A 22,857-nucleotide genomic window follows, 5' to 3' on the forward strand; every position below is an offset into this window, starting at 1 on the left:
AAGCTTATAGATAATATACTTTTTATTCTTGCTCTAGTTTATTTGTGTAAACTCTGATTTATTTGTGGAACTGACAACCGCCCCCAACCAGTGCAATTGCTGATGCTGTATGGTGGGGCGCGCGAAATGGACGCTGCCCAAAAGTATGTGGTGTATTTGAAATAGAATAAATACTTGCAACTTCAAGAGTTTCTTGAGTAGAAAGTGGCGGTAAAATGGAAGGCAGGCGTGAGGCCAATAAAGTTTTACCTGTGCCTGGTGGTCCTTTAAAGAGCAGGGAATGGCCCCCAGCGGCAGCAATTTCTAGTGCACGCCGTGGGCGTAGCTGACCTTTAACATCTGCAAGATCAAATTTATAGGGCATTTCATTTGAATGGTCACTTGGCTGTGCGTGAGCTAGCTTTTGTGTGCCTAAAAAGTGCTCGCACACCTCTTTTAAATGATTAACCGGATAACACTCAAGATTAGGTAAATGGCTAATATCTTGGCTATTATCGACTGGTAAAACGATTTTATGCTGAGCTTGCTGGCATGCCATTGCTAAAGTTAAGGCGCCTGACACAGGTCTTACATGACCGTCTAGAGCCAACTCTCCAATAAATTCAAAGTCTTCTGTGCAGTTTTCCGGAAGTTGACCAGAGGCAATTAAGATGCCTAAAGCAATTGGTAAATCTAGCCGTGAACCATCTTTGGGCAAATCTGCAGGAGCAAGGTTAATGGTCAGCCGCTTAGTTGGAAATTGAAATCCACTGTTAATAATAGCTGAGCGAACCCTATCCTTACTTTCCCTAACTGCTGCTTCCGCTAAGCCTACAATAGTCAGAGAGGGTAAGCCTTGACTCACATGCACCTCAACCTCAATGAGAGGCGCATGTAATCCTAAAAGTCCCCGAGTATAAATTTTAGAAAAAGACATCTTATTGTTCCATTATGGTGCTTCATTTTTAATCGTTGTAAAGTATAAGTGCGCTACGTTGGTGCTTATTTTTTATTCTTTAAAGCTTCTTCTAATAGACTGACTTGTTTTTGTAGCGCTTCTAAACGTTGATTGGCTAAATGAAGGGCTGTTTTTTGTCTTTCGATTTCTTGTTTAGAGACAAGATCTAATTTCTCGACAGTTTCATTTAATAATGCACGTAAGTTTTTTTCTAAATCTTTTTTAGGCTCGTCAATTTGTTCCAAGATGGCCTGTAATAGAGTTTCTAGCATGAGATATCCAAACTGTTGTATTACCTTATGCTCGCCAGTTTAACACTGCTTGAATCTAGGATATAGGCTTCTTGGCTTTTAGCCATGTCATAACGATAAATTGAAATAAAAACAGGACTGAAAATTCATTTTATTTTTAGTTGCTCATCTACATCTTGATAACTAAATAGGTTATAAAGAAAGCTCATGCAAAAGATTCATATCCTCCAACCTTTGAAATATTGGCATGAAAATTGAACATAAAACCTTACTGGTGAAAAGAAGCCGAAGGAAACAAACATGAAGCTTGTAACTGCAATTGTAAAACCGTTTAAATTGGATGATGTGCGTGAAGCACTCTCTGACATTGGTGTACAAGGGATTACCGTAACTGAAGTTAAAGGTTTTGGTCGTCAAAAAGGACATACAGAACTTTACCGCGGCGCTGAGTATGTGGTTGATTTCTTACCTAAAGTAAAAATCGAAATTGCGATTAGTGATGAAATGGTCGACGCGGTAATTGAGTCAATTACACGTGTGGCAAGCACTGGAAAAATCGGCGACGGTAAGATTTTTGTGACTAATCTGGAACAAGTCATCCGTATTCGTACAGGTGAAACAGGACCAGATGCTGTCTAAATTGGCACAAAGCTTGCTGAGCAATAAATAGCTCGCAAATGAGGTTGGGGGACACGAATGAAAAAAATGCTTATGGCGCTGAGTTTAACCGGCGCACTTTTGGGTGGTACTGCCGCTTGGGCAGAAGAGACTGTAACAACACCAACATCTGAGGTTACAGCAACATCAACGTCTGAAGCTCCTGCAACAATTGCAGCGGCACCAGCAGCTGAGGAAACTCCGGCCGCTCCGACACCGACTGCAAAACTCGATACCGGTGATACATCTTGGATTTTAATTTCAACAGCTTTGGTTCTGTTGATGACAATTCCAGGCTTGGCGTTATTTTACGGTGGTATGGTCCGTAAGAAAAATGTCTTAAGCACTATGATGTTTAGCCTTTCTGCTGCAATTTTAGTAAGTTTGCTCTGGGTGATTGCAGGTTATTCAATCGCGTTCTCTGGCACGGGTGCATACTTTGGTGATTTGTCTAAAGCAATGCTCAATGGCGTCGCTTTTGATGCACTAAGTGGGACAATTCCTGAAAGCCTCTTTGTTATTTTCCAAATGACTTTCGCCATCATTACTGTCGCAATTTTGAGTGGCTCGATTGCTGATCGTATGAAATATTCAGCTTTCATGGCATTCATTGCAATTTGGGTGCTTGTGGTTTATGCACCAATTACTCACTGGGTATGGGCGGCAGATGGCTGGTTATTTAAAGCAGGTGCATTAGATTTCGCTGGCGGTACGGTTGTACACATTAACTCTGGTGTTGCAGGTCTAGTTGCTGCTTATATGCTTGGTAAACGTATTGGCCTTGGCCGTGAATCTATGGCGCCACATAACTTAACTTTAACTGTAATCGGTGCAAGTTTACTTTGGGTGGGTTGGTTCGGCTTTAACGGTGGTAGTGCTTTAGGTGCTGGTGCTCGTGCAAGTATGGCAATTTTAGTGACTCAAGTTGCTGCCGCTGCTGCTGCGTTCTCTTGGTTGGTAGTAGAACGTATGATCCGTGGTAAAGCTTCTGTATTGGGCGGTGCGTCTGGAGCTGTTGCTGGTTTAGTTGTGATTACGCCTGCAGCTGGTTTTGTTGGTGTAGGCGGAGCTTTAGTAATGGGCCTTATTGGTGGCGTAGTCTGCTTCTGGGGTATTACGGCACTTAAACGCTTACTTAAAGCCGATGATGCTTTGGATGCGTTTGGTTTACACGCTGTAGGTGGTATTGTCGGTGCGATTTTAACTGGCGTATTTTATAGTGATGAAATCATTAAGGCGGCCAACGTAGCATTAGCACCAACATTCGCTGGTCAGTTGTGGGTACAAGTCGAAGGTGTGCTTGCGACAATGGTTTACAGTGGTATCGCAACTTTCATTATTCTTAAAGTGATTGACCTTATCATTGGACTTCGTGTTAATTCCGATGATGAACGTATGGGTCTGGACTTAAGCCAACATGGCGAACGTATTGAATAATCACTAATAATTCTTATATCAAAAACAGTCTTGTGCTGTGATCAAAGCGATGCTTTGATCTCGGACAGGGCTGTTTTTTGTCTCATAGAATGCTGGTTCTGTAAGTGTAGAAATTTTGCTACACTAGGTCAAAGTAATTGACCCTATTAAGTCCGCTATGCATTGTCCATTTTGCAACGCCGCAGATAGTAAAGTCATCGATTCGCGTCTAGCCGCAGAAGGCTGTCAGATTCGTCGACGTCGTGAGTGTGTAAGTTGCGGTGAACGTTTTACCACTTTTGAAAGCTATGAAGTGGTGATGCCCCGTGTGATCAAATCGAATGGAAAAAATGAACCGTTCGATGAGGCGAAGCTACGTCGTTCGCTTATGCATGCCTTACAAAAACGTCCAGTGACACAAGAGCAGATCGAGACGGTTCTCAGCGATATTCAGTTGCAAATTCGTCGTTTGGGTGAGCGTGATGTGAAATCCAGAACGATTGGTGAGATTGTCATGCAATCTTTATTTGCACTTGACCACGTTGCCTATGTTCGTTTTGCTTCGGTTTATCAAGATTTTCAGGATGTTGAAGCGTTTCGCCGCCAAATTGAGCAAATGCAACAACGTGAGCACTAATCATTTGAGATTTTTATGTCTGAGTTAAAACAAGATCAATACTGGATGCAGCAAGCCATTGAACTTGCCAAACGAGGACTCTATTCGACAAAACCAAATCCAAATGTCGGTTGTGTCATTGTCAAAGATGATCAGTTAATTGGTGAAGGTTTTCACCCTAAAGCTGGTCAGCCCCATGCGGAAGTTTTTGCATTACGTCAGGCAGGCGAACAGGCACAAGGCGCAACTGCTTATGTGACGCTTGAGCCGTGTGCTCATTATGGACGAACCCCTCCGTGTGCTGAGGCGCTGGTTAAGGCGCAAGTTAAAAAAGTGGTAGTGGCATGTCCTGATCCAAACCCGCTTGTTGCAGGTAAAGGTGTTCAGATATTAAAAAATGCCGGTATTGAAGTAGAAATCGGTATTTGTGAAGATTTGGCAGCTCAACTTAATCAAGGCTTTTTAAAAGCGATGTCTACCGGCATGCCATATGTACGATTAAAAGTTGCTTCTAGTCTTGATGGACGTACTGCGATGGCATCTGGTGAGTCGAAGTGGATTACAGGTTCTGCGGCCCGTCAAGATGTACAACATTGGCGTGCGATTTCAGGCGCCGTGATTACAGGTATTGAAACTGTAATTGCCGATGACTGCCAACTTAATGTACGTTCACTTCATAATGTTGATATCGAAACGGTTGCTCAGCCAAAACGTGTAATTCTAGATCGGAGAGGGCGTTTACCGCTCACCGCTAAAATTTTAGAAAATCCTGAAACTGTGATGGTCATGGGGCCATATCGTCAGGAACTTGCTGACTTAGGCGTGATACAATTAGAAATTCAGCCTTTAAAAACACTATTACAGACCTTATCTAAGCAATACCAAATTTATGATGTGCTGATCGAGGCTGGCGCGACATTATCAAGTGCCTTTTTGCAAGAAGGCTTGATTGATGAAATGATCAGTTATGTGGCTCCAACTTTATTGGGGCAAAGTGCAAGAGCCATGTTCAATGCAGATTTTGAATATATGGCACAGCAACTTCGTTTTAAACTTCTTGATGTAACACAACTTGATCAAGATATACGCTTAAGGTTAATCCCTACGCAAGAGAAAGTATGAATTCAGAGCCTTCGGTATACCACAAACGTCGTCATGCAGCCCGCACGACAGACGAATATCTTTTCCATCAGCTTGTCCCGTACTTGGGTAACAAGCGCCGATTGCTCCACTTGATTTTAGAAGCTCTGGAAATCACAGGGACGCTGAATAGCAAGAAAAAGAACCCCCCGATTTTTGCTGACTTTTTTGCAGGCAGTGGGGTGGTTTCTCGTTTAGCACGTCAAAATGGATACCGTGTCATTGCGAATGACTGGGAACCTTATAGTCATGCTTTAAATCATGCAATTTTAGCGTGTGTCGATGCACCTGCTTTTAAAGAGTTGGGTGGCTATCAGAAAGCGATTGATTATTTAAACCGCTTACCCGAGGTTAAAGGCTGGGTAACACACAATCTTTGCCCTCGTAATGATGATGTCTATGATCCATCTCGTGACCGTTTATTCTTTAAACGTCGCAATGGTATGCGCATCGATGCGATTCGCCAGCAAATTGCCACATGGCAAGCGCAAGGTGCAATTAATGATGTAGAAATGAGTGCTTTGCTTGCGCCATTACTCTATTCAGCAAGTTTTGTGAGTAATACCAGTGGTGTATTTAAAAGCTTCCACCAAGGGTGGGGCGGACGTACACAAACAGCGTTAGAGCGTATCGAATCACTACTTTGGTTAACACCGAGCCGTTTCTGTGAGATTGGCGACCGTAAACGCCCTGCTGCTGAAATGTGGTGTGTAGATGCTCAGCATCTAGCAAATCAGATGAGCGGTTTTGAAGTAGATGTAGCCTATCTTGACCCACCTTATAATCAGCATGCTTACAGTAGTAACTATCACGTTTTAAATGCGTTGACGTTATGGGATCAAGTCGATTTACCACCGCCAGATACGAAAGGCTATAAGAGTGGTATTGACCGTGCATGGCGTAAAGAACGTCCAAGTCCTTATAACTCTTCTAAACATGCAAAAGATGCGTATGAAAAATTACTTTCGACCATCAATGCACGTTATATTCTGACCAGTTATTCGACCGATGGTAACATTGAGCCGAAAGATTTACTGATGGCCAATCTGGAACGTGGAAAAGTGACTTTACTTACTCAAGATGTTCCACGTTATCGCGTAAGTAAACAACGTCAGTCAGAGCGTGCACGTGTGCTTGAGTTTATTGTGATTACAGATACTCATGCCAAACCAGGGCCACCGTTACGTCAATTGTTAGGCCAGCTTTACCACTTCGCCGAGCTAGGTGGTGTAGATACATCAGGTAATAGTACACAGCTCGCACTTTGGTAAGCGCTGCAATTTAAGCAGTGTAAAAGATTTGGAGATTGAGCCATGTTTACAGGCATTATTGAAAGTTTAGGTAAAGTAGAAAGCCTGCAAAGTGTAGGTGGCGATGTACGTTTACGTATTCAAACCGATTTGGATATGTCTGACGTACATTTGGGTGACTCAATTGCAACTAACGGGATCTGTCTCACAGTGATTGAGTGGGGTGATAACTGGTATGCGGCTGATGTGTCCCGTGAAAGTTTAAACCGCACGACTTTGGGTAACTGGAAAGTTGGTCAACGTGTCAATGTGGAAAAAGCCATGTTACCGACTACCCGCTTTGGTGGACACATTGTAAGTGGTCACGTTGATGGTGTAGGTGAAATTACCCTAGTACGTGAAGATGCTCGCTCAATTTATTTTGAAGTGACTGCGCCTGTAGAACTTGCTAAATATTTGGCAGAGAAAGGTTCAGTAACTGTAGATGGTATTAGCTTAACGATTAATCATTTACGCGGTAATATTTTAAGTTTAAATCTAATCCCACACACAGCAGAGCGTACTAATATTGGAACGTGGCAAGTGGGTAGCAAGGTCAACCTTGAAGTTGATGTTTTAGCACGTTATATCGAACGCTTATTACTAGGTGATAAAGCTGCTGAACAGAAAACCGAATCAAATATTAGTATGGCTTTCTTAGCTGAAAATGGTTTTTTAAAATAAATTTTTAAATTGCCAAAATGAAAAACCGGACATACGTTCCGGTTTTTTTATTTTAAAAATTAATGCTTGGTGAGAGTAACTGAGTGTGTGCCGACCCAAGGTTTATTATGCTGAGTGCGAGTAATTGAAAATTCGCCTTTTTCCGATGCTCGTGTGAGTAAGATTGAAAGTGAATTAAAGTCGTTATGACTCATATAAAGTTCTTGTGCTGAGAAGGTCCATTGCTCGCCTTGATTAAGTTGCTCAATTTGCGTTGAAATCTGATGCGGAATGTCCATTTCTTACCCTCATTAATTTTCATAAATAATCATGACTTATTCTTATAATTGCTTGAACCATAAGAATATTATGCATGACCATTTTGTGACAATTAAATGTCATTTTTATGACAGGAAGAATATTAAAACTTTACTTTTCTATTTTTTCATCAGAAAAGTTAGAATTCTTTAAAATATATTCAATTTCTTCTTGAGCCGCAGCATGCAGTTTGGCACGGAAAACTGTTACTGCCTGTTCAATTAAGCTTTCAGCTTCAAGTTCTAGGCGAACACGTACACTTTCAAGCTCAGATAAGATTTGATCGTCAGTAATGCTAAGTTTTGCACCAGAAGAATAATCAATTGCTGGCGTTTCAGGGTTTTTCTGATAACGTGCAGTATGTTCAGCAACTTCTTGTTCTAAATGACTGCGTAAAGCCTGCAAAGCTTCCGTTTGTTCACTAAATTTACGAACTTCGTCAGCTTGTAATTCAGCAGCATAAGCTGCTTCCTTTGCGCGCTTATCTGCAAGAGCTTTTTCTAACGCAAGCTGGCGACGAATTCGCGCTTGCTCGATTAACTCTGCCTTTAAGTCAGCATATGCCTTTTCAATATTTTGTTGTGATTCTAATTGCGCTTTTTCGTCATTTAAAACCCACAGTTGAATAGGGGTCTGAGGCTCTAATAAATCACAAATCCGAGCCAAATCCTGTTGATAAGCATGACGGACAGCTTCAGGCGCATTTAACCATCTTTTTTTAAAATCTTGCCCGACATTTAATGCCACCACAGTTCTCCTTTGCTCAACAGTATTTACATTTTAGCGCGTTATAATTTAAAGGTTCGAGGTTCTATACCTAAACGACGATACATTTTAAATTTTTCTCGGCCAATTTGCTTGGCTGCTTCATTATTTTCAACAATTTCTATAATGTGGCTAAAATGATTCACTTGTTCAAGTGCATGATTGTTAAAATTAAATACCAGCCAACCTTGTTCAGAAGGTTGTTTAGCCGAAATACATACTGCCGCATCTACCTGATCAACGCCATGGGCAATAAAGCTGGTCGGATCAAAGCTCCACAATTTTTCATCAAGTGTTTGTTGTAACTGCACATCTGGGCAATACCACCAGATTTGTGAATGCTTCAGTAAAATTTTTCGGCATAAACGGCAAGCACTATCGACTTGCCGTTCTTCACTGGTTTCAAACAGATAAAAGCTAACTTTAGCCATTCGTACTTACACGGTTAGCCAAGAATTGCATAAGTAGCGGTACTGGACGACCAGTTGCGCCTTTTGCTGAGCCTGATAACCATGCTGTTCCGGCAACATCTAAGTGAGCCCAGCGATAGTCACGAGTAAAACGCTCAAGGAAGCAGGCTGCTGTAATTGCGCCGCCATGTGGTCCACCAATGTTAGCGATGTCTGCAAAAGGAGAGTCCAATAGTTCTTGATAATCATCAATCACTGGCATGCGCCATACACGGTCAAATGACTGCTCACCAGCTTGTTGGAGTTCCGCTGCCAAAGTATCGTCCGGAGAGAATAAACCACTCAGTACTTTACCTAACGCAACTACGCAAGCACCAGTTAATGTTGCGATATCAATCACAACTGCCGGATTGAAACGTTTGATATACGTTAAGGTGTCGCAAAGGACCAAACGGCCTTCAGCGTCAGTGTTTAAAATTTCAACGGTCTGCCCACTCATGGTTGTTACAATGTCGCCTGGGCGAGTTGCTTTACCTGAAGGCATATTTTCCGCAGCTGCAATCGCACCCACAACATGGATTGGAAGACGTGCCTCACATAAAGCACGGATTGTGCCGAGTACAGAAGCTGCACCACACATATCAAACTTCATTTCATCCATGCCAAGCCCTGGTTTTAAAGAAATACCGCCTGTATCAAAGGTTACGCCTTTACCGACAAGTACGACAGGAGCTTGTTCAAGTTGTGCTTGGTATTCAAGAGTCACAATACGGCCCGGACGCTCGGACCCTTTGCTGACTGCAAGAAATGCATACATGCCTAAATCAGCCATTTGTTGCTCATTTAAGACAGTGACTTTAAGTAAGTCTGGGAATTCTGCCGCTAAAGCTAATGCCTGTTCTGCCAGATATTCAGGGAAACAGATATTACCTGGTCGGTTTCCTAAGTCACGAGCATAAGACTGACCAGATTGTACGGCATGTACTAAAGCGAGTTGATTTTCATCAAGGCTGGTTTGTGAGCTAATTAAATCAACTTGTTGTAACACAAATTCATTTTTTTTCGATTTAAACTCATCATAACCATAAGCTGCTTGAGTTAAGCTTAATGCAAATAAATAATGGTATTCGACAGGTAACGCAGCAATATCAATTGCGATATGCTTAAATTTATTTTGTGCCGACTTGATAATGGTTTGCGCCAATTTTGCTAACTTAGCTGCTTGAAGTTCAGCTGCTTTTCCTAAACCAAGTAATTGGCTATGGGGCTGAGTGCTAAGTTGACCAAATAATGGCAACGTTTCATTGAAGTTGGCTTTAAATTGAGTTGCTGTAAGAATACTTTCTAGATTATTGATTTGATATGTATTGAGATTGCTTTGTAGCTGTTCTGAATCAACTAAAATCCACAAAGATTCATTAGATGTTTGTTCAGGAAAAGTTGTATAAGTTGTAAATTTCATGGCTGCCGTGATTGCCTATAGAAAGTTATGTTGGATTGAAACATTGAAACACTTTCAAGCATAGCGTTGCAATGTGCGGTTTTATATTTTTAACATTCGGGTAAACTAGCGTTCGTCCCGATTAGCCTTTTGGAAGTATTAATTTGATTATTCGGCGTTATCTCGTCAAGCAAGTTGTCTCTACCTCATTGGTGGTCATTGCATTATTGACCTTAATCATGATGGGTGGTCGTCTGATCAAATACTTTGGTGTGGCGGCACAGGGGCGACTAGATGCCAGTATCTTGTTTAGCATCATTGGATATCGTTTACCTGAATTTCTAACCCTCATTTTACCACTTGGGTTTTTTATTGGTTTAATGTTGGTGTTTGGTCGTTTATATGTTGACCATGAAATGGCCGTATTGAATGGTAGTGGGGTAAGTCGTCATCAGTTAGCGCGCTTACTTATTCCAATGACACTGGTTTACATGGTGTGTCAGTCCGTACTTATGCTTTGGATGACGCCGTGGGGACTTCGTGAATTCGAAAAATTAACTACAACTCAAGCAGTGCGTACAGGGTTTGACTTGGTGCGACCAAGAGAGTTTATTTCTTCTGGACCTTATACGATTTATGCGGGTTCATTGTCGGAAGATCGAAAAAACCTTAAAGATATTTTCTTTTATCAGCGTGCAGCCAAAGAAGGCAAGCCAGATGTCATGATTTTGGCAAAAGAGGCGACTCGTGTTGAGGTCGCGAATGATACAGCCAATGTGGTTGATCTCGTTCAAGGTCGTCGCTATGAAATATTCCCGGGACAACCAAAATATACACAAGCAGAGTTCCAGTCTTATCGTCTACGTTTAGAAAATGACAAAGATGTTAAGTTTGAGAGTGGCGATGTAGAAGCACTTTCCACATCAAAACTATTTTCTAAAGCAAATGATCCGGTCGTAAGAAGTGAGTTGGGCTGGCGCTTATTTGGTCCGTTTACCATTATTATTGCCTTGATGCTATCTGTGGCATTGTCGGAAGTAAGCCCGCGACAAGGTCGTTATTATCGTCTTATTCCATCTATCTTTATTTTCGCGAGTTTGATCGTACTCATGATTGCAATTAAAACTCGTATAAGTAAAGGAGAACTGGATATTTGGGCTTATCCAGTGGCTTTATTGGTTTATGCAATCGCAGCTGCCTTATTTTCACGTAAGCAGAAATTAGGGCCGAAAATCAAGAAACAGATTAAGCGAGTGAAATTATAATGTTAGCACGTCGAATAGTCGCCAAATATGTGACGAAAACCACTGCGCTCGCAATGTTTGGTACCACCATTGTTTTGTCTGTTTTGCAAATCCTGTTTACTTATCTGGGTGAATTAGGTGAGCTAAAACCTGACTATAATGCATGGCAAGCTTTTATCTATGTGTTATGGGGTGCCCCTCGCTATCTATATGAAATTTTACCTATCTCAGCCTTAATTGGCGCTGTGATTGGGTTAGGCGCTTTAGCATCCAATAGTGAGCTGATCGTGATGCGTTCGGTCGGGATTAGCTTATGGCGTATTGTAGGTTGGGTTATGCGCTCAGCTTTGCTGCTTATTGTTTTATCTTTTGCTCTAAGTGAGTGGGTTGTTCCCTATACAAATGAGAAAGCACAAAGTGTCAAAAGCCATCGATCAGTTGCTGCTTTAGGTGAAGTGAAAGGCTATTGGTCACGAGAAGGGCAGCGTTTTATTTATATTGATTATGCGAACTCACAAGGAAATTTAAGAGATATCCAGGTCGTAGACTTTAACAAAGACTACCATTTACAGTCTTTAATTAATGCAGAGCAAGGAAAGTTTATCCAGGATGGTCAATGGACTTTACAAAAAGCCAGCCAGATGGACATTCTTACAGATGGTAATTCGATACTAAATAATCATGATCAGCAGTCTTTAGGTTTGGCTCTACAGCCTAAATATGTACATATGGTGACTTTAGACCCTGAGGACTTGTCTCCAAGTCAGCTGATTAGTTTTATGCGTTATATGGACGAATATAGCCAAGTACCGAAAACTTACCAATTAGCTTTTTGGCAAAAAGTCGCTTCTCCATTTTCACTCATTACTCTTGTATTAGTGGCTTGTTCTTTTATTTTTGGTCCACTACGTCAACAGTCGATGGGTTTCCGTTTGGTGATCGCGCTCTTCATTGGTTTAGGCTTTTATTATTTACAAGACTTCTTGGGCTACGCAAGTTTGGTATACGCGCCTTCACCAGCTTGGTTTGTACTCATGCCTATTATTTTAATGTTTGGTGCCGGAAGTTATTTGCTTTATCGGGCCCGTTAAATTGAAAGTATATGAATGACTTTCTCAATGAGGAGCATTGGGGAAAGCCATAGGAAAAAATAGAGTCTTCACCGAAAATTCGGTAAGATATTGCGATGAAATTGTAGACAAAAGAGAAATTGATTATGACGGATGCAACTGCTGGCAAGATCCCTCACGTTCTGGTCATTATGGATGGTGTTGGACACCGTGAAGCGATTGAAGATAATGCTTTTCTTGCAGCAAAAACCCCGAATTTAACTGCAATGAAAGCAAAGCATCCAAATAGTCTCATTTCTGGTTCTGGTGAAGATGTTGGTTTACCTGATGGACAAATGGGTAACTCTGAAGTTGGTCACATGAACCTTGGCGCTGGCCGAGTGTTATACCAAGACTTCACACGTATTACTAAAGATATTCGTACTGGTGCTTTTTTTGAGCACGAAGTATTGGTTGATGCCGTAGAAAAAGCAAAAGCAGCGGGTGGTGCAGTTCATATTATGGGGCTACTTTCAGAAGGTGGCGTCCATTCACATGAAGATCATATTGTGGCGATGTGTGAACTTGCCTTAAAACGCGGTGCGAAAGTTTACTTACATGCATTCCTTGATGGTCGTGATACTCCTCCACGTAGTGCTCAACCTTCATTAGAAAAATTAGATGCTTTATTCGCTCAATATGAAGGCAAGGGCCGTATTGCAACCATGATTGGTCGCTACTTTGCAATGGATCGTGATAACCGTTGGGATCGTGTTGAGCAGGCTTACCGTTTATTAACGGAAGGTGAAGCTGTTCGTACTGCAACTACTGCGGTTGAAGGCTTAGAGCTTGCATATGCTGCAAATGAAAATGATGAGTTTGTAAAAGCAACCCGTATTGGTGAGATCGCTAAAGTTCAAGATGGCGATAGCGTTGTATTTATGAATTTCCGTGCTGACCGTGCCCGTGAAATTACGCGTGCGTTTGTTGAAAAAGATTTCGCAGGTTTTGAGCGTAAAGTTGTACCGAACCTTTCTAAATTTGTCATGTTGACGCGTTATCAGGCAAGCATTGATGCACCTGTGGCATATATGCCTGAAGAGTTAAAGAACTCGCTTGGTGAATATTTATCTTCTTTAGGTAAAACGCAATTACGTATTGCTGAAACTGAGAAATATGCCCATGTGACTTTCTTCTTTAGTGGTGGTCGTGAAGACGAATATCCAGGTGAAAAGCGTATTTTAATTCCATCACCAAACGTTGCGACATATGACTTAAAGCCTGAAATGAGTGCGTATGAAGTAACTGATGAGCTAGTCAAAGCAATTAACTCGGGTGAGTACGACTTACTTGTTGTGAACTATGCCAATGGTGACATGGTCGGTCATACAGGCGTATTTGATGCTGCAGTTAAGGCTGTTGAAGCAGTTGATACATGTTTAGGTCGTGTATACGAAGCTGTAATGGCGAAAAAAGGCCATATGCTTATTACGGCTGACCACGGTAATGTTGAACAAATGCAAGATTATGAAAGTGGTCAGGTTCATACTCAGCATACAACAGAGCTTGTGCCTTTTATTTATGTGGGTCCAACCCAAGCAACGATTGCAGAAGGTGGCGTGCTTGCTGATGTTGCACCGACTATTCTGAACTTAATGCAGATTCCTGTGCCTGCTGAAATGCAAGGTCGTAATCTCATTACATTGTCTGCTTAAGCAATAGGTGACTAAATGCTGCAATACAATATATATAAAGCTTTTTTTGTTAGCGTATTGATGTGTTGCAGCCAGCTCGCTTTTGCAGCTCCTGTTGTAAAAGAAAAATTATCGTCTCTGCATCCTGATTCCCCGGAATCAGAAGAAAGTTATGCAGAAGTGCCTATTGAGTCTATTCAACAGTTTGTACAAATATATGGGATCGTCCGTGATAACTATGTCGATGAAAAATCGGACGATGCTTTATTTTTACAGGCAATTAAAGGTTTAGTCAGTGGTCTAGACCGTTACTCCCGCTATTTGTCAGCTGAAGAATACCGTCAACTCATTCAATATACTGAAGGGGATCTTGCTTCAGTTGATTTTGTACTAAGCCCCGAATCACATGTTCATAAATGGATGATTCGTGACCTTAAGACGGGTTCTGACTCATATAAACTAGGCTTAAGAAATGGCCAAACTATTTTAAAGATTGATAATCAGGAACTTAAAAATCTGACACATGATCAGGTGCTAGGTTTGCTTTATGGATCGATAGGCTCGACGCTTCAAGTACAAACAGAAGAGTCAAATAGTCCAATTAGTTTAGTCCGTAATAAAAAGATTGAAACCGATATTGAGCCTGTGATGTTGCACAATCAGGTGTTGGTATTAAAAATTAGAGTATTTCAACAAGATACCGCCAATGAGATTAAGCGTTTAATTGAAGAAAATAGTTCTTCGCGTTTAAAAGCGGTGTTAATTGATTTAAGAAATAACCCAGGCGGCTTGTTATCTGCTGCTGTTGAGTCAGCCGATTTATTTTTAAATCATGGCATTATTGTCTCTACAAAAAGTCGTTCAGAAGGCAATCAGCAATTTCAGGCTTTGCCAGGTAACGATTTTCAAAATATAAAAGTTGGTATTTTAATCAATCACCGATCTGCCTCGGCAGCAGAAGTTTTTACTGCTGCAATGAAAGAGCATCAACGTGCTTGGGTCATGGGTGAAAAAAGTTATGGTAAGGGTGTTGTGCAAAAGCTTTTCCCTCTACCAAGTGGGGCAGCGCTACAAATGACAGTCTCACATTACTACACACCAAATGGTAATATGATTGAGGGGCAAGGTATTCAGCCTAACCAGACTTATCCCTTACCTCCAGAAATGAAAGAGGAAGTTTATCTAGATCGTGTTGCCGATCTCCTTCTAAAAAGAAAATAAATTTTATACTTCCTGTTCTGTCTCCGTATCTAAGCCAAATTTTTTCAGACGATAGCGTAAAGAGCGGAAAGTCATTCCTAATTTTTTAGCTGCTAAGGTACGATTCCAATGAGTCATATTGAGTGCATTGAGTAAAATATCTTTTTCAATATTTTCTAAATAACGTTCTAAGCCTTCACTTGGTAATTTTTTTACGACTTGAGGAGCTGCCACAGTGGTTTGTATGCTTTGAGCAGCTGAAGCAAAAGGATTAGAAATATTTGCTCTTAGTGGAGCAGGATGTAAATGAGATACATCTATAGTGGTATCTTCACTTAAGGTAATTGCGCGCTCAATCATATTTCTTAATTCGCGAACATTACCCGGAAAGTGTTGCTGTAGCAGATAAGTTTCGGCCGCTTCTGTTAATTGTTTAGGTGGCGTTTCCCACTCCATACAAATTTTCTGAATAAAGTGATTGGCTAGTAAAAGGACATCTTCGCCACGTTCACGTAGAGGTGGCAATATGAGGTCCATAACATGAATACGGAAGAATAAATCTTGACGGAATTTACCTTGTCTAACCAATAAATCTAAATCTTGATGACTTGCACTAATCACACGGAAATCAACATCGATTTCCTGATCTGAACCGACGGGTCGGATCTTTTTTTCCTGTACTGCACGGAGCAGTTTGACCTGCATACTTAAAGGTAATTCGGCAATTTCATCTAAAAATAAACTGCCACCGTGTGCCGATAAAATGAGGCCTTGTTTATCTTGAGTTGCTCCGGTAAAGCTCCCTTTTTTATGCCCAAAAAGCTCACTTTCCATGAGTTCGGTTGGAATAGCACCGCAGTTAATCGCAATAAAAGGGCCTTCACTACGGTTACTCAGCCGATGAACTAAGTTAGCAACTACTTCTTTACCTGTTCCAGACTCACCGGTAACAAATACAGGTGCTTGTGAGCGCGCAATTTTTTTAATTGCAATACGTAGCTGCTGGATGGGTAGAGAACGGCCGATTAATAATTTATTTTCTAACGCATTCTCAGCAGCATCATGCTCTACTTTTTGCCGATTCAAGGCTTTTTGTAATAATTGATCTAGATGTACTTGGTTGACCGGTTTGCTTACAAAATCAAAAGCGCCTGCTTTTAATGCTGCAATTGCAATATCCATATTGCCGTAGGCGGTTAAAACGGCAATGGGAGTATTAGTATAATTTTGAGAGACATGTTTAACTAAATCTATCCCGCTCCCATCGGGTAGGTTTAAGTCGGTTAAACACGCATCGTAATGAAACTGAGTGAAGAGTTGTTTGGCCTGTTCAACCCGATAAGCAAGATGTGTTTTAATCCCCATTCGTGCAAGTGTCATTTGCATTAAAAGGCACAAATCTTCTTCATCGTCTACAAGCAAAACCAGTGGTTGCTGTTCTGCCATTTCCCCAAAAACCTAATAAAAAAATCAATATATTATTGGGCATTCTATTCTGAAGCATGCCCCTTGTTTTTGCTCTACATAGGTGAGCTTTGCATGGTTCGCCTCACAAAAACTATGAGACAAATATAATCCTAAACCAGTTCCATTAATTTCGGTACTAAAAAATGGTTTAAATAATTGAGATATATCACGTTTTGAAACACCTTCACCGTAATCGATCACATCAATATAAATTTTATTTGTCTGTGAATGAATGTTGATCGTAATGTACGGTGAGTCGGGGGCATTATGCCGTAAAGCATTTCTCACCAGATTAATCATGACTTGTCTTAATTGTTTTTCATCAAATAAAAATTTTAAAGAACTATCCGAAATTTTAAGTTGAATTGAATGTTTAACGTCAAATAAATCTTCTTCGAGCAATGTAACTATGAAGTGTTTTACATCGATCTGGATAGGATGTGTTCTTTCGCTACGAGCAAGCCCTAAGGTATCTTGAACAATACTATCAATACGTTTGGTTTGTTTGCCAATCATATGACGCAAAGTATTTTGTTGTTCTGGATCGCTATCTTTCAGTAACTCATTTGCTTGTACGATTGCAGCGAGAGGATTGCGGATCTCATGTGCAATACTTGCTGAGAGTTGCCCTAGCGCAGCAAGCTTAAGCTGTTGTGCTTGCTGATTAATCTGCTGTGCATCTTGTAAAATGAGCAGGGTTAGCGTTTGTTGTGGGACCAAAAGATGTTGCACTTTAATGTTGATGGAGTACGCCGATAGCCGAGACTCAAAAATGAATCGGTCACCTTCTTTTAAGTCGCCAAACTTTAAAATTTCAAATAAATCGGCATGCCACTTTGCTAAAGGATATTTTTCATTGGCAAATTGAGGGGGAATACCCAAGAGTGAACAGGCCGCAGGATTACTGACAACGATGTCGTAATTCTCATCTAAAACTAAATAGCCTTCTTCAATTTGTTCTAAGATATAACGGTTAATATTTTGGAGTTGATAAAGTTCAATTGACTGGTGAAAGGTGAGTGCTTCAAGTAATTTAAAGCGCTGCACAGCAATTTGGCCAATACCGTGAACCACAAAAAATAAGAAAGCTAAGAGAGCGCTATTACCAATAGTATTTAGATTGTTATAGTCAAATAGACTACCTACAAATCGTTGGTAAATAACAGCGATAACCGCAAGCAATGTAATCAGCAAAGACATTCTTGCGCTAAGTAAAATCGCCGAGGTAAAGATGGCAATTACATAGAGTAAGCTGAGTTGTAAATTTGGTTCACCCACAGAAAAAGTCAGTAAACTCAAACAAATAATATCAACAATAAAAAATAAAATAAGCTGTCGCGTGGCTTGAGTAGCAATAAATTTAAAGCATAACAGCTGAACAAGACTTAAGAGGGAATACCCGAGTAGTGTGTAGGAATATAAGGCAGGTTGCTGCAAACTGTTATCAGTTTGCGCATCGGTTAAAACCAAAATAATATTCAGGCTAACCGCAATAATAAGACGGTATAAGCCATACCAAGTGCCCAAACGAAAAATCGTATGGGACAAGGATGAATTTAAGGGAAATTGCATGTAAATTTGGTTATGGTTTGATCAAACCGTAACGAATCGCAAGATGTGTTAGTTTTACATCGCTATCAATTCCTAACTTTTCAAAAATACGATAACGGTAAGTATTTACAGTTTTCACACTTACAAAAAGTTTATCGGCAATTTCTTGGGCGCTAATACAGTTGACGACCATCATTGCAACTTGCATTTCCCGTTCCGATAACGAATCAAAAGGGGATTGTTGAGTGTCGGATAAATATGAGCTCGCGAGTTGTTCGGCAATATCTGCACTAAAATATTTACCGCCTTGCATGACCTTATTAATTGCACGAACCATTTCGGCAATTGGCGCGCCTTTAGTGATATAGCCTTTTGCACCGGCTTTTAATAATAAAGATGGGTAAGGCTCTTCGGCGAGGCCGCTTACAGCAATGACTTTCGTCTCTGGAGCCGTCTGTAATAAACGACGGGTTGTTTCTACACCACCGATGCCTGGCATGTTGACATCCAGCAGTACGACTTGCGGATGTTGTTGGCGAACGATAGCAATTGCTTCTTCGCCCGATTCGGCTTGTCCAATTACCTCAACATCGGCATGATCTTCTAACATACGGCAAATACCCGTACGTACCAGTTCATGGTCATCGACAACTAAAACTGTAATCAAGAAGACCTCCTTTCTTTCAAAAAACAAGTTTTTTGTTACATAAAGCAAAATAAGCTTGCAATGGAATGACAAAATTAGCAATCCTATTCTTCTATAGTGAGCGAATAGTTGTGCACAATTGTGTCGGTAAAAGCTTTATACCTTATATCTCAAATGTAAGGCATAATGATAGTAAGCGCAAATGTGTGTCACCCTGAGTCGAGTATTGTGCCGTGAAAAATTCTAAAAAGTCTTTAATGCATGTGCTAAGCATGTCTATTTTGCTTAGTTTGAGTTCAACAAGCTTTGCAGAACTCGTCAATAACCCGTCTTCAGGGAGTACTGGTACTGCAAGTTTAAATTGGTCTGCAGCGGATGCTAGTCAACTTTTAAATGATGAAGATGATGAACCGACTCCGCAAGGTTCAACTTCTGTAACTACAACATTGCGTGGCAGTAATGCGCCGAGAGTTATTACTTCTACCCCTAAAGTTGCTCCAATCCGTGATACTGTGGGTTATAACGCCCAGCCGAGTGTTAGTGCACGTGCTGCACTTGTAATGGATGCACAAACAGGTGAGGTACTTTATAGTAAAAATACCAACGCATCAGTGCCGATCGCTTCTATTACCAAATTGATGACGGCAGTTGTAACGGCAGATGCCCGTTTAAACATGTCTGAAGAAATTACACTTGAGCAAATTGATTTTGCTGGGGCTGGCGGGAAAAATTCAAGCTCAACACTTCGTGTTGGCGATAAAATGAATCGAGCAGAAGTTCTTCTGTTTGCTCTTATGAAGTCAGAAAATCCGGCAGCAGCAGCTCTAGCGCGTACTTATCCGGGTGGCCGTGCTGCATTCGTGGCGGCAATGAATGCTAAAGCGCGTGCTTTAGGTATGAATGCAACTCATTATTATGAGTCAACTGGTTTAGATCCGCGTAATGTATCTTCTGCGCGTGACTTGGGAATTTTGGCGAGTACAGCATCTCAATATGGTTTGATTCGTCAGTTCTCAACCACACCGACCTATGACTTTAATTTAGGTTATCGTGTTCTTAAATCAAATAATACAAATGCTTTAGTCCGTAATGGTGGTTGGAATATCAACTTATCTAAGACTGGTTATATTAATGAAGCAGGCCGTTGTGTAGTTATGCATACTACTGTGAACTCACGTCCAGCAGTGATTGTATTATTGGGTGAGCCAAGTACTCAGGCACGTAATAACGATGCAACTAACTTGCTCGGTTGGTTAAGTAATTTGCCAAAACGTATTTAATTTAATTATTTTTAAAAACGCTTCTTTAGAAGCGTTTTTTTATGCCATTTAAAAAGCATAAAAAAACGGCTGTATTAAACAGCCGTTTTTTATAAAAACTCAGATTTTACATATTAGATAAAATCGAATCTTTTACTTGGTCCATTGTTGCATCAATTGACAACATCACTGCATCAGCACATTGTTTGATTGCTGTATCAGGGTCTTTCAAGCCATTACCCGTTACAGTACATACAATGACAGAACCTTCAGCAATTTTACCCGCTTTAATATCACGGATTGCACCGCCAATAGAAGCAGCAGATGCTGGCTCAACAAATACACCTTCATACATAGAAAGTAAGCGTTGAGCTTCTAAAATTTCGCTGTCTTGAAGTTCATCGAACCAACCTTTAGAGTCACGTACTACAGCTTTTGCATGGTTCCAGCTTTGTGGGTTACCAATACGAATCGCAGTTGCAACTGTTTCCGGTTTTTCTACTGGAGCACCACGTAAGAAAGGAGCTGCGCCAGAAGCTTGATAACCTACCATTGTTGGTAAGCCTTCTGGTTTTGGACCAGTGAATTGATCAGTCGCAGCGTCATAAACAACTTGTTCAAATTGGTCAGCAGGCTGGTTAGCTACTGCTTCGGTATAACCCATCCAGTGAGCTGTAATGTTACCTGCGTTACCAACTGGTAAGCAGTGGTAATCAGGTGCACGGCCTAAAGCTTCAACGATTTCATAAGCAATAGTTTTTTGACCTTGCAAACGGTAAGGGTTGATTGAGTTTACAATCGTTACAGGTGCTTGATCAGCCACTTCTTTTACAAGACGCATACCATCATCGAAGTTACCACGAATTTGCATAGTGATCGCACCATACATCATGGCTTGCGCCATTTTACCCATCGCAATTTTGCCTTCCGGAATCAAAACAAACGCTTTGATACCTGCGCGTGCAGCATAGGCAGCAGCAGCAGCAGAAGTGTTACCTGTAGATGCACAGATAATTGCTTTAGAGCCTTCTTCAACTGCTTTGGTTACAGCCATGGTCATACCACGGTCTTTAAATGAACCAGTCGGGTTTAAGCCCTCGTATTTCACATAAATTTCAACGTCTTTGCCAATAATACGTGGAATATTCTCAAGTTTAATGAGAGGGGTGTTGCCTTCACCCAAAGAGATAGCACGAGTAGTTGCCGAAACTGGCAAACGGTCACGATAACGATCTACAAGACCAGTATAACGATTGGCATTAGACATGATGGTGTTCCAATTATGAGGTGAAGCGGGAGAGGGAATCTTTCCCTCAACCTGATTAACTATCGAGCGATTCTAAACGAATTCTTACGATTTCGCCACGAATTGCAGGTAATGCTTGAATTTGCGCAAGAGCGTCATCCATTTTGGATTCAACGATTGGATCGGTCAAAATCACAATTGGAATGAGGTCTTTTAAGCGAGATTGTTGCATGATGGCATCAATACTGATTCCGGCACGGCTTAAGATGGTCGTCACATCTGCAAGTACACCAGTCTGATCTTCAGCATTTAAGCGGATGTAATAACCTGTGGTCATTTCTTCACGGCTTAAAATTGGCATATTTGTTAATGCTTCAAAAGCCAGTTGAGGAATTGTGCCTGCGCCATCTTCTGTATAAGAAATATCACGAACGATATCAATTACATCGGCAACAACCGCAGAAGCTGTTGGGCCTGCACCAGCACCAGCACCGTAATAAAGCGTTGGACCTACTGCGTTGGCTTGAACTAAAACAGCATTTTTAACGCCGTTTACGTTCGCAATAAGCTGCTCATCTGGAATAAGTGTTGGGTGAACACGTAGTTCAATACCCTTTTCAGCACGGCGGGCAATGCCTAGATGTTTAATACGGAAACCAAGCTCCTCAGCATACTTCACATCTTGTGCAGTAATTTTGCTGATACCTTCGGTATAGACTTTATCGAATTGCAAAGGAATACCAAACGCACAAGACGCTAAAATTGTAAGCTTGTGTGCAGCGTCAATACCTTCAACGTCAAAAGTTGGGTCCGCTTCTGCATAACCGAGTTCTTGAGCTTCTTTTAATACATCATCAAATGCGCGGCCTTTTTCACGCATTTCAGTCAAAATAAAGTTACCTGTGCCATTAATAATGCCTGCAAGCCATTCGATATGGTTTGCCGCAAGGCCTTCACGGATTACTTTAATAATTGGGATGCCACCAGCAACAGCTGCTTCATAAGCAATTTGTACAGCATTATCTTCTGCTGCTTTAAATAGTTCATTACCATGTTCAGCGAGTAATGCTTTGTTTGCAGTCACGACTTGTTTGCCGTGTTTGATCGCTTCCATAATGATTTCGTAAGCAGGATGAATACCACCCATAACTTCTACAACCACATCCACATCGGGTTGACGAACGATATCAAGTAAGTCAGCGCTTTGTTTAATCCCTTCCAATTCGAGATCTGGACGAGGACGACGTGTTCCAACGTGGGTAATTTGAATTTCTCGACCGGTGCGACGTTTAATTTCAGCGGCATTTTCTTGTAGTAGTTTAAGGGCTCCTCCACCTACGGTACCTAGACCGAGTATTGCCAGGCGAACTGGTTTCACGTCACACTCCATATCATCATTGAATCATTTAATTGAAGCTAGATCATAGCTAAAAAAAACGCCAGACTCTAGCGCTTTTAGCGCCTGTTCAGTGATTTAGAGTGCAATGTTTGGAAAAGAAGAGTAGATCACTCTTTAAACACTGGTATGAAAAGAAGTATTTATTGAAAAAACAAAGCGCTGCAATAATATCAGCGCTTTATTTGTAAGATAGATGAGG

The 22,857-nt window shown here is 41.1% G+C and carries 21 protein-coding genes and 1 pseudogene; 11 read left to right on the forward strand and 11 right to left on the reverse strand.

Going from position 1 to position 22,857, the window contains the following annotated elements:
• Positions 1 to 76 precede the first annotated feature (76 nt).
• A pseudogene (locus tag EG365_RS09385) lies at positions 77 to 916 on the reverse strand (YifB family Mg chelatase-like AAA ATPase); the annotation flags it as partial.
• A gap of 65 nt (positions 917 to 981) precedes the next feature.
• Positions 982 to 1,209: an accessory factor UbiK family protein gene (locus EG365_RS09390; RefSeq protein ID WP_000894500.1), complete on the reverse strand. Its 228-nt coding sequence runs from the start codon at positions 1,207 to 1,209 to the stop codon at positions 982 to 984.
• Positions 1,210 to 1,488: 279 nt separating this feature from the next.
• Between EG365_RS09390 and glnK the strand changes: the two genes are divergently transcribed.
• The 6 genes from glnK (at position 1,489) to EG365_RS09420 (ending at position 6,990) form a co-directional block, all read left to right on the forward strand.
• Positions 1,489 to 1,827, forward strand: a complete 339-nt coding sequence (gene glnK / locus EG365_RS09395) for a P-II family nitrogen regulator (RefSeq protein ID WP_000780326.1) — start codon at positions 1,489 to 1,491, stop codon at positions 1,825 to 1,827.
• A 57-nt stretch (positions 1,828 to 1,884) separates the two neighbouring features.
• A complete protein-coding gene (locus EG365_RS09400; protein ID WP_000738520.1) occupies positions 1,885 to 3,282 on the forward strand; it encodes an ammonium transporter in 1,398 nt (465 codons plus the stop codon).
• Between the two features lie 157 nt (positions 3,283 to 3,439).
• Entirely contained in the window at positions 3,440 to 3,898 is a 459-nt protein-coding gene (gene nrdR, locus EG365_RS09405; RefSeq protein ID WP_000543541.1) for a transcriptional regulator NrdR, read from the forward strand.
• 15 nt (positions 3,899 to 3,913) lie between these two features.
• The gene (ribD, locus tag EG365_RS09410) at positions 3,914 to 4,999 is read left to right on the forward strand and encodes a bifunctional diaminohydroxyphosphoribosylaminopyrimidine deaminase/5-amino-6-(5-phosphoribosylamino)uracil reductase RibD (RefSeq protein ID WP_001292506.1); all 1,086 of its coding nucleotides are present in this window, start codon (positions 3,914 to 3,916) and stop codon (positions 4,997 to 4,999) included.
• A complete protein-coding gene (locus EG365_RS09415; protein ID WP_001083669.1) occupies positions 4,996 to 6,288 on the forward strand; it encodes a DNA adenine methylase in 1,293 nt (430 codons plus the stop codon). Before ribD ends, EG365_RS09415 begins: the two co-directional genes overlap by 4 nt.
• A 42-nt stretch (positions 6,289 to 6,330) precedes the next feature.
• Positions 6,331 to 6,990, forward strand: coding sequence for a riboflavin synthase (locus EG365_RS09420; RefSeq protein ID WP_000493866.1), 660 nt, complete (start codon positions 6,331 to 6,333; stop codon positions 6,988 to 6,990).
• Positions 6,991 to 7,049: 59 nt separating this feature from the next.
• Here the strand turns inward: EG365_RS09420 and EG365_RS09425 are convergent, their stop codons facing one another.
• From EG365_RS09425 to EG365_RS09440, 4 genes are all read right to left on the reverse strand, one after another.
• Positions 7,050 to 7,268: a hypothetical protein gene (locus tag EG365_RS09425; protein ID WP_000354154.1), complete on the reverse strand. Its 219-nt coding sequence runs from the start codon at positions 7,266 to 7,268 to the stop codon at positions 7,050 to 7,052.
• Positions 7,269 to 7,398: 130 nt separating this feature from the next.
• Positions 7,399 to 8,037, reverse strand: coding sequence for a hypothetical protein (locus EG365_RS09430; protein ID WP_001988710.1), 639 nt, complete (start codon positions 8,035 to 8,037; stop codon positions 7,399 to 7,401).
• Between the two features lie 38 nt (positions 8,038 to 8,075).
• Positions 8,076 to 8,483 carry a DNA polymerase III subunit chi gene (locus EG365_RS09435; RefSeq protein ID WP_001151592.1) on the reverse strand — a complete coding sequence of 136 codons (408 nt, stop codon included), beginning with the start codon at positions 8,481 to 8,483 and terminating at the stop codon, positions 8,076 to 8,078.
• Positions 8,476 to 9,924, reverse strand: coding sequence for a leucyl aminopeptidase (locus tag EG365_RS09440; RefSeq protein ID WP_000673449.1), 1,449 nt, complete (start codon positions 9,922 to 9,924; stop codon positions 8,476 to 8,478). Before EG365_RS09440 ends, EG365_RS09435 begins: the two co-directional genes overlap by 8 nt.
• Positions 9,925 to 10,067: 143 nt before the next feature.
• On the opposite strand from EG365_RS09440, the gene lptF reads away from it, so the two are divergent.
• From lptF to EG365_RS09460, 4 genes are all read left to right on the forward strand, one after another.
• Positions 10,068 to 11,168 (forward strand): LPS export ABC transporter permease LptF, encoded by a 1,101-nt coding sequence (lptF, locus tag EG365_RS09445; RefSeq protein ID WP_000586912.1) that lies wholly within the window; start codon positions 10,068 to 10,070, stop codon positions 11,166 to 11,168.
• On the forward strand, positions 11,168 to 12,238 hold the full coding sequence (gene lptG / locus EG365_RS09450; RefSeq protein ID WP_000881094.1) for an LPS export ABC transporter permease LptG: 1,071 nt from the start codon (positions 11,168 to 11,170) through the stop codon (positions 12,236 to 12,238). The genes lptF and lptG overlap by 1 nt, the downstream gene beginning before the upstream one ends.
• 125 nt (positions 12,239 to 12,363) lie before the next feature.
• On the forward strand, positions 12,364 to 13,911 hold the full coding sequence (gene gpmI, locus EG365_RS09455) for a 2,3-bisphosphoglycerate-independent phosphoglycerate mutase (protein ID WP_000128749.1): 1,548 nt from the start codon (positions 12,364 to 12,366) through the stop codon (positions 13,909 to 13,911).
• A gap of 15 nt (positions 13,912 to 13,926) precedes the next feature.
• Positions 13,927 to 15,111 carry a S41 family peptidase gene (locus EG365_RS09460; RefSeq protein WP_000942504.1) on the forward strand — a complete coding sequence of 395 codons (1,185 nt, stop codon included), beginning with the start codon at positions 13,927 to 13,929 and terminating at the stop codon, positions 15,109 to 15,111.
• Positions 15,112 to 15,114: 3 nt separating this feature from the next.
• On the opposite strand, the gene EG365_RS09465 is transcribed toward EG365_RS09460, so the two are convergent.
• The 3 genes from EG365_RS09465 to EG365_RS09475 are packed head-to-tail and all read right to left on the reverse strand — an operon-like array spanning position 15,115 to position 18,775.
• Positions 15,115 to 16,536 (reverse strand): sigma-54-dependent transcriptional regulator, encoded by a 1,422-nt coding sequence (locus tag EG365_RS09465; RefSeq protein WP_000840549.1) that lies wholly within the window; start codon positions 16,534 to 16,536, stop codon positions 15,115 to 15,117.
• Between the two features lie 24 nt (positions 16,537 to 16,560).
• Entirely contained in the window at positions 16,561 to 18,129 is a 1,569-nt protein-coding gene (locus EG365_RS09470) for a sensor histidine kinase (protein WP_001160333.1), read from the reverse strand.
• A 10-nt stretch (positions 18,130 to 18,139) separates the two neighbouring features.
• Positions 18,140 to 18,775: a response regulator gene (locus EG365_RS09475; RefSeq protein ID WP_000633799.1), complete on the reverse strand. Its 636-nt coding sequence runs from the start codon at positions 18,773 to 18,775 to the stop codon at positions 18,140 to 18,142.
• Between the two features lie 212 nt (positions 18,776 to 18,987).
• Between EG365_RS09475 and pbpG the strand changes: the two genes are divergently transcribed.
• Positions 18,988 to 20,034: a D-alanyl-D-alanine endopeptidase PBP7/8 gene (gene pbpG, locus EG365_RS09480; protein WP_003384760.1), complete on the forward strand. Its 1,047-nt coding sequence runs from the start codon at positions 18,988 to 18,990 to the stop codon at positions 20,032 to 20,034.
• A gap of 106 nt (positions 20,035 to 20,140) precedes the next feature.
• Here the strand turns inward: pbpG and thrC are convergent, their stop codons facing one another.
• Both thrC and EG365_RS09490 read right to left on the reverse strand, forming a co-directional pair.
• Positions 20,141 to 21,280: a threonine synthase gene (gene thrC, locus EG365_RS09485; protein ID WP_000063593.1), complete on the reverse strand. Its 1,140-nt coding sequence runs from the start codon at positions 21,278 to 21,280 to the stop codon at positions 20,141 to 20,143.
• Positions 21,281 to 21,335: 55 nt separating this feature from the next.
• A complete protein-coding gene (locus EG365_RS09490) occupies positions 21,336 to 22,637 on the reverse strand; it encodes a homoserine dehydrogenase (RefSeq protein ID WP_000805827.1) in 1,302 nt (433 codons plus the stop codon).
• Positions 22,638 to 22,857 lie beyond the last annotated feature (220 nt).

The sequence above is a fragment of the Acinetobacter sp. FDAARGOS_494 genome (assembly GCF_003812225.1).
Classification (GTDB): Bacteria; Pseudomonadota; Gammaproteobacteria; order Pseudomonadales; family Moraxellaceae; genus Acinetobacter; species Acinetobacter baumannii.